Origin of the sequence: Polaribacter gangjinensis, from assembly GCF_038024125.1 — a bacterium.
GTDB lineage: Bacteria > Bacteroidota > Bacteroidia > Flavobacteriales > Flavobacteriaceae > Polaribacter > Polaribacter gangjinensis.
Map to the genome: position 1 here is coordinate 1,424,287 of NZ_CP150662.1, position 14,948 is coordinate 1,439,234.

At 31.4% G+C, this 14,948-nt stretch carries 12 protein-coding genes; 4 read left to right on the top strand and 8 right to left on the bottom strand.

What is annotated here, in order from left to right; all coding sequences use genetic code 11:
• Positions 1–45 precede the first annotated feature (45 nt).
• From WHA43_RS06395 to WHA43_RS06410, 4 genes are all read right to left on the bottom strand, one after another.
• The gene (locus WHA43_RS06395) at positions 46–162 is read right to left on the bottom strand and encodes a FeoB-associated Cys-rich membrane protein (RefSeq protein ID WP_105046265.1); all 117 of its coding nucleotides are present in this window, start codon (positions 160–162) and stop codon (positions 46–48) included.
• A complete protein-coding gene (feoB, locus tag WHA43_RS06400; protein WP_105046266.1) occupies positions 162–2,273 on the bottom strand; it encodes a ferrous iron transport protein B in 2,112 nt (703 codons plus the stop codon). The genes WHA43_RS06395 and feoB overlap by 1 nt, the downstream gene beginning before the upstream one ends.
• 4 nt (positions 2,274–2,277) lie before the next feature.
• Positions 2,278–2,505 carry a FeoA family protein gene (locus tag WHA43_RS06405; RefSeq protein WP_105046267.1) on the bottom strand — a complete coding sequence of 76 codons (228 nt, stop codon included), beginning with the start codon at positions 2,503–2,505 and terminating at the stop codon, positions 2,278–2,280.
• 115 nt (positions 2,506–2,620) lie between these two features.
• Complete coding sequence (locus WHA43_RS06410; protein WP_105046268.1) at positions 2,621–3,298, bottom strand: SCO family protein; 678 nt, start codon at positions 3,296–3,298, stop codon at positions 2,621–2,623.
• A gap of 170 nt (positions 3,299–3,468) precedes the next feature.
• On the opposite strand from WHA43_RS06410, the gene rseP reads away from it, so the two are divergent.
• Positions 3,469–4,815 (top strand): RIP metalloprotease RseP, encoded by a 1,347-nt coding sequence (gene rseP / locus WHA43_RS06415; RefSeq protein ID WP_105046269.1) that lies wholly within the window; start codon positions 3,469–3,471, stop codon positions 4,813–4,815.
• A gap of 281 nt (positions 4,816–5,096) precedes the next feature.
• On the opposite strand, the gene WHA43_RS06420 is transcribed toward rseP, so the two are convergent.
• The gene (locus tag WHA43_RS06420; RefSeq protein WP_105046270.1) at positions 5,097–5,948 is read right to left on the bottom strand and encodes a cupin-like domain-containing protein; all 852 of its coding nucleotides are present in this window, start codon (positions 5,946–5,948) and stop codon (positions 5,097–5,099) included.
• A 106-nt stretch (positions 5,949–6,054) separates the two neighbouring features.
• Positions 6,055–7,878 carry a TonB-dependent receptor plug domain-containing protein gene (locus WHA43_RS06425; protein WP_105046271.1) on the bottom strand — a complete coding sequence of 608 codons (1,824 nt, stop codon included), beginning with the start codon at positions 7,876–7,878 and terminating at the stop codon, positions 6,055–6,057.
• Positions 7,879–7,946: 68 nt separating this feature from the next.
• Between WHA43_RS06425 and WHA43_RS06430 the strand changes: the two genes are divergently transcribed.
• Positions 7,947–9,458 carry a PLP-dependent aminotransferase family protein gene (locus WHA43_RS06430; RefSeq protein ID WP_105046272.1) on the top strand — a complete coding sequence of 504 codons (1,512 nt, stop codon included), beginning with the start codon at positions 7,947–7,949 and terminating at the stop codon, positions 9,456–9,458.
• 57 nt (positions 9,459–9,515) lie between these two features.
• Positions 9,516–9,950 (top strand): LexA family protein, encoded by a 435-nt coding sequence (locus WHA43_RS06435; protein WP_105046273.1) that lies wholly within the window; start codon positions 9,516–9,518, stop codon positions 9,948–9,950.
• Between the two features lie 81 nt (positions 9,951–10,031).
• On the opposite strand, the gene WHA43_RS06440 is transcribed toward WHA43_RS06435, so the two are convergent.
• Positions 10,032–12,521 carry a S9 family peptidase gene (locus WHA43_RS06440; RefSeq protein ID WP_105046274.1) on the bottom strand — a complete coding sequence of 830 codons (2,490 nt, stop codon included), beginning with the start codon at positions 12,519–12,521 and terminating at the stop codon, positions 10,032–10,034.
• A gap of 104 nt (positions 12,522–12,625) precedes the next feature.
• Positions 12,626–13,075: a nucleoside deaminase gene (locus tag WHA43_RS06445; protein WP_105046275.1), complete on the bottom strand. Its 450-nt coding sequence runs from the start codon at positions 13,073–13,075 to the stop codon at positions 12,626–12,628.
• A gap of 103 nt (positions 13,076–13,178) precedes the next feature.
• Between WHA43_RS06445 and dxs the strand changes: the two genes are divergently transcribed.
• Positions 13,179–14,948 (top strand): 1-deoxy-D-xylulose-5-phosphate synthase, encoded by a 1,770-nt coding sequence (gene dxs, locus WHA43_RS06450; RefSeq protein WP_211290316.1) that lies wholly within the window; start codon positions 13,179–13,181, stop codon positions 14,946–14,948.

The window sequence follows — 14,948 nt, forward strand, 5'->3', positions numbered from 1 at the left end:
TTATAAAACCTTGATTATCAAAGGTACTAAATTTGTGTTAAGATTTTAATGACAGCCACAATCGCTTGAGCAATTTTTAGATTTCTTTGAATTGAATACATATTTTCTCAACAGAAATAAAACGGCTGCACCTACTAAAACATAAACTAAAATTTGTTGCATTAACTTAAAATTTGATAGATAATTAACGATGATACATAAGCTAAAAGACCCATGCTAACTAACTGAATCAAAGGCCATTTCCATGTTTTTGTCTCTTTTTTAACAATTGCTAACGTTGCCATACATTGCATTGCAAAAGCATAAAAAATCAATAATGACATTCCAACTGGAAAATTGAAACGCTTCTCTCCTGTCTCAGGATTCATCTCAGAAGCCATCTTTTGTTTGATGGTTGTAACATCATCATCATTGGCTTCTACGCTATAAATGGTAGCCAAAGTTCCTACAAAAACTTCACGTGCAGCAAATGACGTAATCAAAGCGATAGCTATTTTCCAATCATAACCTAAAGGTTTGATAACAGGCTCTATTGATTTGCCTAACATTCCAATGTAAGAGTTTTCGAGTTTGTAAGAGGCAATTTTTTTGTCCAATTCTTCTGATGGTAAGTTTTTAGAAACCTCCATATTTGTGACATTCTTTTCCGCATTTTTAAAATCAGATGAACCATTTGAAGCTAAAAACCACAAAACAATTGACAATGCCAAAATGATTTTTCCTGCCCCAAAGACGAAAGCTTTAGTTTTCTCTACAACTTCAAAAAACACATTTTTAAAAGACGGAATTTTATAATTCGGCATTTCTATTACAAAAAATGATTTCGAATTGATATTCAATGTTTTGTGCAAAATATACCCTGCCAAAATAGCTGTTCCGAAACCCAAAGCATATAAAGAAAGTAATACCAAACCTTGTAAGTTTAGCAATCCAAAAATTTTAGTATCTGGAATAATTAATGCAATTAAAATAGCATAAACTGGTAATCTTGCTGAACATGTTGTAAAAGGAACTACTAAAATGGTAATCAATCGTTCTTTCCAATTTCCAATAGTTCTTGTTGCCATAATTGCAGGAATTGCACAGGCCGTCCCAGAAATTAACGGAATAACACTTTTGCCATTCATTCCAAAACGACGCATGATTTTATCCATCAAAAAAACAACGCGACTCATGTAGCCTGTTTCTTCTAAAATTGCAATGAAAAGAAATAAAATGGCAATTTGTGGAATAAAAATAACCACTCCTCCAATCCCTGGAATGATGCCATCTGTTAATAAATCTGTAAAAACTCCCACAGGAAGTGCTTCTTTGGCAAGCTCAGAAAAATGAGCAAAAAGTCCGTCAATGAAATCCATAGGCACTGAAGCCCAATCGAAAATTGATTGAAAAATTACCAGTAAAATCAGGAAGAAAATGATGTACCCAAAGATTTTGTGTGTAAAGATTTTATCCAATTTACTACGAACATCACTTGCTTTAGATTTATCAACCAGATACGTTTTTTTCAGAATTCTGTTGATTTCTTGATAGCGGTAAATGGTTTCTTTATGTTGGTATTTTTTGAGTTTTGAAATGTCTTGTTTGAAAGATAATAAAGCCGCTTTTTCAGAAGCTGTAATGGTTTCGGGAAAATTATTTTGAGTAATCATCAACCACAATTCGTATAATGTATGATTTGGGCTGATTTCTTTTAATTTGGCAAAATAATCAGGATCTATTTTATGATTGATGCCACACAAAGGCGAAGCTTTTGCAGCAACATGACAACGAATTATGGCTTCTTTTACCTCTTTAATTCCTTCATTTTTTTTGGCACTGATTAGAATTACTTCTGTATTTAATTCTTCTTTCAACACAGAAACATCAATACTGATGCCTTTTTTGTGCATTTGATCAACCATATTGATTGCCAAAACTGTCGGAATTTCTAAGTCTTTGATTTGCGAAAAAAGCAACAAATTTCTCTTTAAATTTTCAATATCTGCCACAACCAAAATTACATCTGGAGATTCTTTGATATCTTTTTTGAGTAAGGTTTTTAGCACAATACTTTCATCCATAGATGTTGGATTGATGCTATAGGTTCCTGGCAAATCAGTAATAATGGCAGTTTGCGTTGATGAAAGTTTGCTAAGTCCTTCTTTTTTATCAACAGTTACTCCAGGATAATTTCCCACTTTTTGATTTAAACCTGTTAATTGATTAAAAAGTAGTGTTTTACCTGTATTTGGATTTCCTATTAAGGCAACTTTTATATGCTTATTTGCCATTGATTTACTCGCTTTTTAGGATTTTTATTTGCGCAGCAGTTTCTGTTCTGATAGCTAAATGACTGCCATTTACACAAATATAAATTGGATCATTTAAAGGCGCGATTTGAATCAATTGCACTTCTGCACCAGGCAAACAACCCATTTCTAATAATTTTAAAGGAATACTATCCAAAGTTTCTTCAGAAATATACCCTATTTCACCAATTTGTAAAGACGCTATTGTGCTCAAATTTTGATATAAAAAAGTCCCGCAAAAAGCGGGAATTAAGTTTGACACAAAGATACAAGTTTAGAATGATTCTAAACAAGTTATTACCCTGATTTTTTTTGTTAAATAAATTTTATCAATTTTCATATTCCTTTTTTAGCAATATCATATCTTGCTTTAGTTTGTCCATATCTTTTAAGTCTGTTCCGTCATAAAATCCACGAATTCTGCGCTCTTTATCAATCAAAACAAATTGTTCTGTATGGATAAAATCATCTTCTCCTCCATCTCCATCATCAATTACGGCGAAATAACTTTTTCTGGCAAGTTCATAAATATGTTTTTTATCACCTGTGGTCACATTCCATTTTCCATCAATCACACCTTTATCAATCGCATATTTTTTTAAAACAGAAACACTGTCAATTTCAGGAGTTACAGAGTGGGATAAGAATAAAATATCATCGTCATTTTTATAATATTCCTGCAATTGATTCATATTATAAGCCATTGCAATGCAGATGTTTGTACATCTTGTAAAGAAAAAATCTGCTATGTAAATTTTGTTTTTATAATTGTTTTGAGTGATGATTTCGCCATTTTGATTGATAAGTGAAAAATCAGCGATTGTATGATCTTTTGTAATGTGTTTCACAGAAAAATCAACCAAACTCGGATTGACATCTGCAGGACTGTAAACCTTCAATTTTTCATCAACTTTTAGTAAATGATAGAAAATTGGAATAGCAATTGCCGAAAAAATAGCTAAAAAAATAAGTGTTGGAAGTGATTTTTTAAAAAACTTGAGCTCCATAAAATTGATTTATGATACAAATTTACGACTTAAAAAAACGGCAAAAAAACAAGTATTGCCAAAAGCGGTCAAAAATCTTTGTTAAAATAAAAATCAACTGAATTTAGTTCTTTTGAAACTCTTTGTAAAAACGTACATTTGTGCGTTTTAAAAATTTGATGTAACGCTGCATGGAAATACTTATCAAAGCATCGCAATTTATTTTAAGCTTGTCTTTATTAATTGTACTGCACGAGTTGGGACATTTTATTCCCGCAAAATTGTTCAAAACCCGAGTTGAAAAATTCTATTTATTTTTTGATTACAAGTTTTCACTTTTCAAGAAAAAAGTAGGTGAAACTGTTTATGGAATTGGTTGGATTCCTTTAGGAGGCTATGTAAAAATCTCTGGAATGATTGATGAAAGCATGGATACTGAGCAAATGAAGCAACCTGCACAACCTTGGGAATTTCGTTCAAAACCAGCTTGGCAACGTCTAATTATTATGTTGGGTGGTGTTTTTGTAAACTTTGTGTTGGGTATTTTTATTTATATATGCCTGATGTGGGCGTATGGTGAAAAATATTTACCAAACGAAAATTTAAAAGATGGTATTTGGGTTCAAGATTCATTAGCCACAAAACTAGGATTGCAAACTGGTGATAAAATCATAAGTGTTGATGGTGAAAAAGTAAAAAAATTCTCTGATTTGTCACTTGAATTTATCAACGGAAATAAGTATGAAATTGAAAGAAATGGCGAAGTAATTTCAAAAGAAATTCCCGAAGATTTCATTTCTCAATTGATGGATCGTGGCAAAGATGCTGGTCCGTTTTTATTTCCAAGATATCCTTTTGCAATTGCAGAAATTTCTGAAGATTCTCCAAATAAAAATGCTGATTTAAAATCAAAAGACATTGTAACAGCCATTAATGGAAATAAAATCACTTATTTTGATGAAGCTCAAGCAGAGTTGGATAAATACAAAAATGAAGAAATTACAGTCACTGTAAAAAGAGGTAATGAAACTAAAGAGGTTTCACTAAAAGTAACTAATCAAGGAAAAATTGGAGTTGCTTTAGGAGCCTTATCTTTTGATGATATGCAAAAATTAGGCTACTATGATTTGGCAACCATCGAATATTCTTTTGCAGCAGCAATTCCTGCTGGTTTCGAAAAATCATGGAAAACTTTGACAGATTACGTAAAACAATTGAAAAAGATTTTCAATCCAAACACAGGAGCTTACAAAGGTTTGGGCGGTTTTATTTCAATTGGAAGTATTTTTCCTGAAGAATGGAGTGCACAAACTTTCTGGAATATTACTGCATTTTTATCAATCATGCTTGGTTTTATGAACTTATTACCAATTCCTGCATTAGATGGTGGTCACGTAGTTTTTACACTTTGGGAAATGATTACAGGGAAAAAACCTGGAGATAAATTCTTAGAATATGCGCAAGTTGCTGGTTTTATCATTTTGATAGCATTGCTACTTTTCGCAAATGGAAATGATGTTATAAGACTTTTTAAATAACAACATCCTTATTACAGATTAATAAAAAAGGCACTCAAAAATTTGAGTGCCTTTTTTATTATATTCTGAACGAGCTATTTATAAATGAAAACCAAGTATAATGTGTATTGCATTTATCACAAGAATAACTTTTGGTACCTGGAATTAATCTAACGAAACCTTTTCTTCTAAGTCTATGATTAGACTCACATTTGCATTTTGGGCATCTTTTCATTTCAATTTTCTTAGGTGAGCACCAAAGATACTTATATTCAGGCACTTACCAAAAAAGAAACAAATTATTAAGGATTTCTTAAAATCGCTTGCTCATTTTTCCATTCTATCCATTTTTGACCTTGAATTTTTCTCATTACGTTATCAAAATTACGCATGACAAAAATATTATAGATTGCTTTTGCCAAATTTTTAGGCTTTTGAGCAATAGAACGCAAACTCATTGAAAAGCCTGGAGTAATGTATTTCATATAATGCCAATAACCTTCAGGAATGTACAAAACATTACCATGTTCTAAATTGGTAATGTATCCTTTGGCTTGTTTTAATCTAGGCCATTTTTCAAAATCCGGATTGGAAAAATCAATATCCTCTCTAGTAATTAAAGAATGAGGAACTTTATATAAAAAATCGTTTTGTTGTTGATCAAACAAAATAATTTCTTTTTTTCCATGAAAATGAAAGTGAAAAATATTTGCCAAATCAATGTCATAATGCATAAAAGTGTAAGAATCTCTTCCACCAAAAAATAGCATTGGTAAACCTTTCAACAATTTTAATCCAAAATCTGGATAGGTAAAATCTTTTTGTAAAACAGGAACTTCTTTTAAAACATTCCACAAAAAAATTCGGAATTTGGTAGGTTCTTTTTCAATCAGATCAATATAATCAGCCATTTTCATTTTGGCATGAGGTTCATTAAATCCGTCTTTATGATCTACAGGCCTATCATCATACAGAGGTACAATTTTATCTCCAGCAACTTCTTTGATATAACTCAAATTCCACTTTGAAAAAGCGGGCCAATCTTCAATAAAACGCTCAATAACAACTGGTTTTTGAGGCTTGAAATATTTTTTTAAGAATTCTTCTTTTGTGATAGTATCAACCCTATCAATTTGAGATAAATTCAAACTCATAACTAACAATTTTAAAACTGCAAAGTTAAGAAAAGGTTATGAAATTTTTGCTCAAAAAAAATGATTGAAAATCCTAAATAAAAATTAAAAAAGGCTTTTAAAAATATTACATTCCAAATCTTAATCCCAACAAAATATTACTTCCTGGCATAGGCACAAATCCAGATTCGATATAATTTGTATTGAAAATATTATTGGCTGTAAAAGTGATATCAAATTTTGATACATTAAAAATTACTGATGCGTCCCACACATTATAACTTTGCCCAGTTGTTCTTTCTGCGTGTTTATAAATAATATTTTGAGTAACATTTTTGAAAAATTTACTTGAAAAACGCGTTGTAAAATGATGTCTTAAAGTGTTTAAAGAATAGCGTGATAAGTCTTTGTTTTGATCTAAAATATCATCTTCTAAAAACGAATATCCAATAGCTAATGTTTGATAAAAATCAGATATTTTAAAATTATAATTGGCATCAAATTCAAAACCTTGGGTATTCACTTCTGTAATATTATTGGCAGAAAAAACAGTTTCATTGGTATTTGGTCTGATATAATCTATCAAATTGGTAGCATCTCTATTGAAAAAAGCCACACTTCCTGAGAAATTTCCACGATTGAACTTTACGCCTATTTCTTGAGAAAATGCTTCTTCTGGTTGCAAATTCGGATTTCCAATAGTCACAGGATCAGCATAATATAAATCTGTATAGGTTGGAATTCTGTAGGTTGTTCCTAAATTTCCATAAATTTTTACATTTTCTGAAACTTGATATCCAACATCAATTCCTGGAAATGCCTGAAATTTGAAATCCGAAAAATAGGTAATAGCAACTCCTGGTGTAATGTCTAATTTAGCATCCAACAATTGAAAACGATGTTCTAAAAATAGATTTGCCATCATTCTATCACGTTTTCCTAAATTATTACTACTGATAGAAACGCGTGAAATATCAATTCCAAAACCTGTAATTCCTATATTAGAAGTGTATGAAGCATTGGTTTCAAAACCCACTTTATTGGTAATATGTAAATTTCTGTAAAAAGCAGGATTGTTTCTTCGCAATAAAAAAATATCTTGACCACGTCTCCAATAAACTCTGGGTTTTATTTTCAATTTTTCTGTTTGAAATGTGGTTGAAACACCTACTAAACTATTTTGAGTTTCCTCATATTCATTGAAAGTTGGATTGGTTGTGTAAAAATTTTCAGCTCCAAACTTTTTATCAAAAAATGTCGCTAACAATTCAATAGGTTGATTTTTTTTATTAAAAGTTCCCTTTAAAAAATAATTGGCATTGTTGTAATCAGAATTATTTCGATAGCCATCAGAAGTCAAAATTCCTGCATGTGCTATAATTGATCTATTCGAAAATTCTTTTCCTACAGTTACTGAACTATTAATTTGACCAAATGAACCTGTTTCAGCATTTAAAGAAACTGTATCTTCTAGTGATTTTTTTGTTACAATATTGATGGCTCCAGTGAATGCATTTTGTCCAAAAACCCTTGCTGCAGGACCTTTGATAATTTCAATACGCTCAATCACTTCAATGGGTAAAGCTGCATTTAAAGTATGATGTCCAGTTTGTGCATCGTCCATTTTAATACCATCAATCAACAACAAAGTTTGGTCAAAACCTCCACCTCTAATGTATAAATCTGCTTGTCCTCCTCCAGTTCCACGTCTTCTAATATCCACTCCAGCAACTTGTTGCAACAAATCTGCGACATTGGTTGCTGCACTATTTTTGATAGTTGCTGCATTGATAATAATCATTGTTCTAGAATCTTTTTTAAAAGGCAATTCAATTCTTGTGGATGTAATAATTACTTCTTTTAAAGTATCTCTTTTTGAGTTTTCGTCTTGTGCTTGAAATTGCATCAAACTCAGCAAAGAAAATCCTAAAAACATAATTGTAACTTTCATAAATAATGATTTAAAAAACGAGGTAAAAGTCGTAATTTTCCGGACTATAAAAATAGTCCAGTTTTAAAATGAATGATAGTCCGGATTTTAATTTTTTCAAACAATTGATTGGTATTGAAAAAAATGCATCAAATCCGATTTATATTCAAGTTTCTCAGCAAATCATCAATGCCATTCAGCGCAATTATTTTTCAAAAGGCACCATGCTTCCTGGAACTCGCTTATTATCAAAATTGTTACAGGTTCATAGAAATACAGCAGTTGCTATTTACAATGAATTGGCCTCACAAGGTTGGGTTGAAATTATTCCGAATAAAGGCACATTTGTATTAGAAACGCCCAGAAAAAGCATAAAAATGAAGGGAAGTTCAGAGAAAATAAATGAGGTTTATGCGTATGCGAATACTACCGGATTTCCGTTTCAAAAATCATTTCATTTAGCTTCTACAGTACAAATATCTCATGCAAAATTCATCATAAATGATGGAAAACCAGACTTACGTTTGCATCCTGTGAATGAATTTAACAGATGGTACAGTGCTGCTATGAAACGAAAAACCTTGTCCAAAAAATGGAATAAAAAAAATGATCTTTCGTATTCATTATTTCAATCTGAATTGTGTAATTATTTAAATGCGACTAGAGATTTTCGAATTTTACCAGAAAATATTTTGAATACACGAAGCACAGAAATGAGCTTATATATTGTTTCTCAGTTATTAATAAAAAAAAATGAGTTGGTTTTGGTAGGAAATTTGAGCAATTATGCTGCCAATATGATTTTTCAAGAAGCAGGTGCTACTATCAAAACTATTCCTGTAGATGCTGATGGATTGGATATTTCATACATCAAACAAAACTTTGCAAATCAACAAATTAGATGCGTTTATGTTTGTGCAAACAGAGATTATCCAACAACCGTAAAATTGAGTGCTGAACGTAGATTGGAGTTATTGCAACTTGCAAAAGAAATCGGATTTGCAATTATTGAGGACGATTACGATTATGAGTTTCAGTTTGAAGGCAATGCAATTTTACCATTGGCAAGTTCAGATTCCAATGGAATGGTTATTTATTTAGGAAAATTAGGGCAATCGTTATTTCCTAGTTTTCAAACAGGATTTGTAGTTGCTCCTGAAAATTTAATTTCTGAAGCTAAAAATTATTTGCAATTATTAGACAGTCAAGGAGATTTGATTCAAGAGCAAATGTTGTCAGAATTGATTCACGAAGGTGAAATTGTTCGTTTAATGAAAAAAAATGGAATCGTTTACAAGAAAAGACAAGAAGCTTTTTGTAAGCAGTTAGAAATTCATTTTAAAAACATCCTTTCTTGGGAAAAACCTGCAGGTGGTTTGGCTATTTGGTTGCAATTTCAAACAAAAATATCATTATTACAACTTGCTGAAGAAGCTGAAAAACAAGATCTTTTCATTCCAAAAACAATTTTGTATCAAGATAAAAAAAACTGTGCAATTCGATTTGGATTTGGACATTTAAACGAAGAAGAAATTGAAATTGTTGTAAAAAAACTAAAAGATGCTTATGAGTTGGTTTTAAAAAAGCACCTTTTTGATTGAACTTCTTTTTAAATTTCTTCATACTTTTTGGTATCTTTACAAGGTTATAATTCATCAATGATTACCTCAAAAAATCTTATTTTTTTTACACCAAAACCTTCTACTTCTGAAGGCGCATTTTTATTAGACACTGGAATTTCAGCGGGTTTTCCAATTCCAGCTGATGATTTTGAAGCCACCAAAGTTTCTTTAGATGAAGAACTCATCAAAAATAAAAATGCTACTTTTTTTGCCAAAGTAAAAGGTCAATCAATGATTGGTGCAGGTTTGAATGACAATGATTTGTTGGTAATTGACCGAAGTTTACAACCTGAAAACAACAAAATTGCAGTCTGTTTTATTGATGGCGATTTTACAGTAAAAAGACTCAAAGTTGATGCAAATGGCATTTGGTTGCAACCTGAAAATCCAGATTATCCTATCATAAAAATCACAGAAGAAAACGATTTTATGATTTGGGGAATTGTAACCAATGTGATTAAAAAATTATAGTTTTTAAAATTTACCGAAAAATAAATTCATAAAAAAACGCCGAACTTTCGTTCAGCGTTTTCTATATAAAATCATTAGAAATTAATTTTTTAATGGCTTATCACGATTCATTTCAATCATGTCAACATCAGTATTTTCAACTCCTAAAAGATGTTTGCTGAAATAATCTGCATTTTTCCAAAACCAGTATTCTCTGTCAGAAAATCCATGTCTGCTTCCTGGAAACAACATAAAATCAAAACGCTTGTTGGCTTTTATAAAGGCATTCACCATACGAATGGTACCTGTTGGATGCACGTTATTATCAACATCACCAGTTGCTAATAAAATTTTTCCTTTTAAATTTTGCGCTAACGTTTGGTTTTTGTCAATCAAATATTTGTATTTGATATTTCCTTTCTCATCAGCTTCTTCTTTGATTCCATGATGCGTTTCACTCCACCAACTATTATACACAGTATTATCATGATTTCCTGCAGATGAAATCGCTACTTTAAAGAAATCAGGATACACTAACATGGCTGCAGTTGACATAAATCCACCTCCTGAATGTCCGAAAATCCCCACTTTTTCAATATCGATAAAAGCGTGTTTATCAGCCAATTGTTCCGCTACATATTTTTTATCTGCCAAACCATAATCTCTCAAATTTCCATATCCAAATGTGTGATACCATTTAGAACGATCAGGATGTCCTCCTCTATTTCCAAGTGTAATTACAATAAAACCAACTTGCGCTAATCTGTCTGTTCTATCCATACTCACTGAAAATGATTTATTTACAGCTTCAGTTTGTGGTCCTGGATATACATATTCAATGATTGGATATTTTTTGATAGAATCAAAATCATATGGTTTGTACATCACTCCGTAAATATCTGTAATTCCGTCATCAGCTTTTACTTTAAAAGGTTCTGGAAATTGATATCCAGCTGCAAATAATTGAGATAAATCTGCTTCTTCTAATTTCATTACTAATTTTCCATTGGAATCTCTTAATTCTGATTTTGGAACGGTGTTTACTCTTGAAAAATTACTAACAAAATACTGATTAGAATCTGCCATTTCAATGCTCGAATTGAAATCTCCAGGATTCAAAGCAGTTAATCCTGAACCATTTAAGTTGATTTTATACAAATGCAAATAGTAAGGATCTTCATCTTTCGGAATTCCATTTGCTGAAAAATACAAAGTGCGCGATTTTTCATCAATTCCTTCAAAAGAATCTACATGGAAAGGACCATTTGTAACTTGATTTTTCAAATTTCCATTCGCATCATATAAATAAAAATGTCCCCAACCATCTTTTTCTGCCCAGAACAATATTTCTTGTTCATTATTGAATAATACAATCGACTTTCCACGATTTTCAATATACACATTCGAATGCTCTTTGATAATCGTTTTCACTTCGCCAGTAGCAATATCTGCTACATGAACATCCAATCTTTTGCGATCTCTACTTACTGTATTGAAATAAATTTTTCCTTTTTTTGACAATAATAAAGTAGGATTATGCTCATCTCTTCTTGATGATTTTTTTCTAGGAAATCTATAAATACTGATGGATTGTTGAATGGTAGAATCTAATTTTATTTCCATTTTAGATTTGCTTGCCATATCAAAAACTAACATTTCTTCTTTGTAAAATTCTTGCTCTCCAGCCATGTGATATTTGTAGGTTTCCAATTCTGGTCTGCCACTTTTTGTAGCATGAATTACCCATAAATCTTCAATATGTCTTGAATCTGTTCTTGTGGTTACGAATTTTTTTGAATCGTGTGTCCAAAATCCTCCTAAATATTTTTTATCATCTTTTTCTTTGATTTTTTCTTTATCTGTTTTACCAAAAGAACCTCCACCATAACTAAAATCTTCAACGCCATCTTTGGTCCATTGATTTTCTACAATTGTAGAATCCTTTTCATTTTTAACCGCTTTTAAAAAGTTAGCTTTGTCCATCCAATAGATATTATTGTGTTTAGAAAACAACACAATTGAACTGTCAGGAGCAATATTTGCCCATTGTTTCCACTTTTCTTCAGGAGCTTTTTCGTTGTCTAAAACTTTTAAACCATTTCCTCCTAAAGTATATTCAAAATGATAAATTTTCTTTTCTTTTTTTGGAGTTCCTTTCTTTTTTTTATCATCCTTTTTTGCATCATCCTCTTTTGCATCTACTTCCTCATTAGAAGTCACATAAAAACGAATTGCTTTTTCATCTTTGGTAAATGTAAAATTAAAACGAGGCAAATGCTTCGCTTCATAAGGATCTTTAGTGATTTCTGACAGCCATTTTGCCATTTTTACATTATCAAAAAGTGGAGTTTTGGTTTTCTTATCTGCATCAACTAAATAATATTTAGAACCTTCTGAAGCTGTTTTGTATTGATACCAAAAACGATTTCCGTTTTGTAACCAATTCGGATTTACAGTGGTTGAATGAACCATTTTTGCGATATTTTCAGGAGAAAATCTGGCAGCCTGTCTGTAATTTGGTTTGGGAGTTTCTTGCGCAAAAACTATGGTGGTAAACAGTGCGCAAAGATAAATGACAACTGAATTTTTCATAAAAAAGTGTTTGATTAAATTTGAATTAAAAAGCTAAAGTTCCTTAAAAGGATTTACATGACAAATTATTCCCCCTTTTTTGTTAAAATTTTAACAAATTAAAATCAATTTAAATTTCGTTTTTCAATAAAAAAACGCTTTAAAATTTGCGAGCAATCATTTTCTAAAATTCCACCCAAAACAACGGTTTTAGGATGTAAGGTGGTTTTGAGATGAACAAATCCTCTTTCAGGTTCAGAAGCTCCATAAACAATTTTGCCAATTTGGGTCCAATAACTTGCGCCTGCACACATTTGGCAAGGTTCTAAAGTGACATATAAAACACAATCTTTCAAGTACTTACCTCCTAAAAAATCTGCTGCTGCAGTAAAAGCTTGCATTTCAGCATGAGCAGTTACATCATTCAAAGTTTCAGTTAAATTGTGAGCTCTTGCAATAATTTGATTGTTAAAAACAATGACAGCACCCACAGGAACTTCGCCTTTTTCAAAAGCAGTTTCAGCCTCTCGTAAGGCTTTTTTCATAAAATAAGTGTCGTCAAATGGATTAATCATAAAAAATTACATTTTCAAATTCTAAAGTACACTTTTTTAAGATAGATTTACAATTCTTTTCATCAATTTTAAAAACACTAAAGTTAAATCGTATTTTTGCAACATGATAAAATCGTTGTTAGATACAATTTCAAATCCATCAGACTTGAAAAAATTACATCCAACTCAATTGCCCGATTTGGCAAAGGAATTGCGAGAATTTATCATTGATATTATTGCTACTAAAGAAGGACATTTAGGTGCAAGTTTAGGTGTAGTTGAACTCACAATTGCCTTGCATTATTTGTTTGATACGCCAAATGATTTATTAGTTTGGGATGTTGGTCATCAAGCCTATGGTCATAAAATTTTGACTGGAAGAAAAAATATTTTTAATAGCAATAGACAATTTGGAGGAATTGCTGGATTTCCATCAAGAAATGAAAGCGAATTTGATGCTTTTGGAGTTGGACATTCTTCTACTTCAATTTCTGCGGTTTTAGGAATGGCAATTGCATCTCACATAAAAGGCGATGAAAAAAAACATCATATTGCTGTTATAGGAGACGCCTCAATTGCGAGTGGAATGGCTTTTGAAGCCTTGAATCATGCAGGGGTTTCTGATGCGAATATTTTGATTATTTTAAACGACAATGCTATTGGAATTGATCCATCAGTTGGTGCTTTGAAAGAATATTTAACAAAAGTAAAAACTGATAAAAAACTCGCTGCTCAAAACAATATTATTAAAGCATTGAATTTTGATTATTCTGGTCCAATTGATGGTCATGATATCCCAAAATTACTTTCAGAAATTTCCAGATTAAAAGCGGTTAAAGGACCTAAGTTTTTGCATGTCATCACCACAAAAGGAAAAGGATTGCAGAAAGCAGAAGAAGACCAAGTAACGTATCACGCACCAGGAAAATTCGATAAAATATCTGGAGAACGCATTCCAAAAGAAAAAAGTGTTTTTACAAAATACCAAGATATTTTTGGAAAAACGCTGGTTGAATTGGCAACCAAAAATGATAAAATTGTAGCAATTACGCCAGCAATGTTGACAGGAAGTTCTTTGAATTTAATGCTGGAACAGTTTCCAAAACGTACTTTTGATGTGGGAATTGCTGAGCAACATGCAGTAACTTTGGCTGCAGGAATGGCAACACAAGGATTGATTCCTTTTTGTGCTATTTACTCAACTTTTTTGCAACGTGCTTATGATCAGGTAATTCATGATGTTGCTTTGCAAAATTTGCCTATAATTTTTTGTTTGGACAGAGCAGGTTTGGTTGGCGAAGATGGCGCAACACATCATGGAGTTTTTGATATTGCTTATTTACGTTGCATTCCAAATTTGATTATTGCTGCACCAAGCAATGAAATTGAATTGCGTAATATGTTATTTACTGCTCAAAAAGGATTGAAAAATCCGATTGCCATTCGTTATCCAAGAGGATTTGGAGCCATTGCAGATTGGCAAAAACCGTTTTCAGCAATTGAAATTGGCAAAGGAATTTGTTTACAAAAAGGACTCAAAGTAGCAGTTTTATCAATTGGTACAATGCTAAAAACAGTTCAAGAAGCTATTAAAAACTCAAAAAATAGTGATGAATTTTCTTTGTATGACATACGTTTTGTAAAACCTTTAGATGAAAATTTATTACACGACATTTTCAAAAATCACGAAAAAATAATTACAATTGAAGATGGCGTTATTTCAGGAGGATTTGGAAGTGCAATTTTAGAATTTGCATCACAAAATAACTACAAAAACGATTGCAAGATTTTAGGAATTCCGGATGAATTTATTGAACATGGAAGTGTTGAACAACTCCAAAATAAATTGCATTTGGATGTGAAAAGTTTGGCAAAATATTTTGATTTATTATAA

Bases quoted from the DNA above. Each gene is read 5' to 3' on its own strand.
- WHA43_RS06395 (WP_105046265.1), bottom strand. From the start codon at position 162: ATGCAACAAATTTTAGTTTATGTTTTAGTAGGTGCAGCCGTTTTATTT.
- feoB (WP_105046266.1), bottom strand. From the start codon at position 2,273: ATGGCAAATAAGCATATAAAAGTTGCCTTAATAGGAAATCCAAATACA.
- WHA43_RS06410 (WP_105046268.1), bottom strand. From the start codon at position 3,298: ATGGAGCTCAAGTTTTTTAAAAAATCACTTCCAACACTTATTTTTTTA.
- rseP (WP_105046269.1), top strand. From the start codon at position 3,469: ATGGAAATACTTATCAAAGCATCGCAATTTATTTTAAGCTTGTCTTTA.
- WHA43_RS06420 (WP_105046270.1), bottom strand. From the start codon at position 5,948: ATGAGTTTGAATTTATCTCAAATTGATAGGGTTGATACTATCACAAAA.
- WHA43_RS06425 (WP_105046271.1), bottom strand. From the start codon at position 7,878: ATGAAAGTTACAATTATGTTTTTAGGATTTTCTTTGCTGAGTTTGATG.
- WHA43_RS06430 (WP_105046272.1), top strand. From the start codon at position 7,947: ATGAATGATAGTCCGGATTTTAATTTTTTCAAACAATTGATTGGTATT.
- WHA43_RS06435 (WP_105046273.1), top strand. From the start codon at position 9,516: ATGATTACCTCAAAAAATCTTATTTTTTTTACACCAAAACCTTCTACT.
- WHA43_RS06440 (WP_105046274.1), bottom strand. From the start codon at position 12,521: ATGAAAAATTCAGTTGTCATTTATCTTTGCGCACTGTTTACCACCATA.
- WHA43_RS06445 (WP_105046275.1), bottom strand. From the start codon at position 13,075: ATGATTAATCCATTTGACGACACTTATTTTATGAAAAAAGCCTTACGA.
- dxs (WP_211290316.1), top strand. From the start codon at position 13,179: ATGATAAAATCGTTGTTAGATACAATTTCAAATCCATCAGACTTGAAA.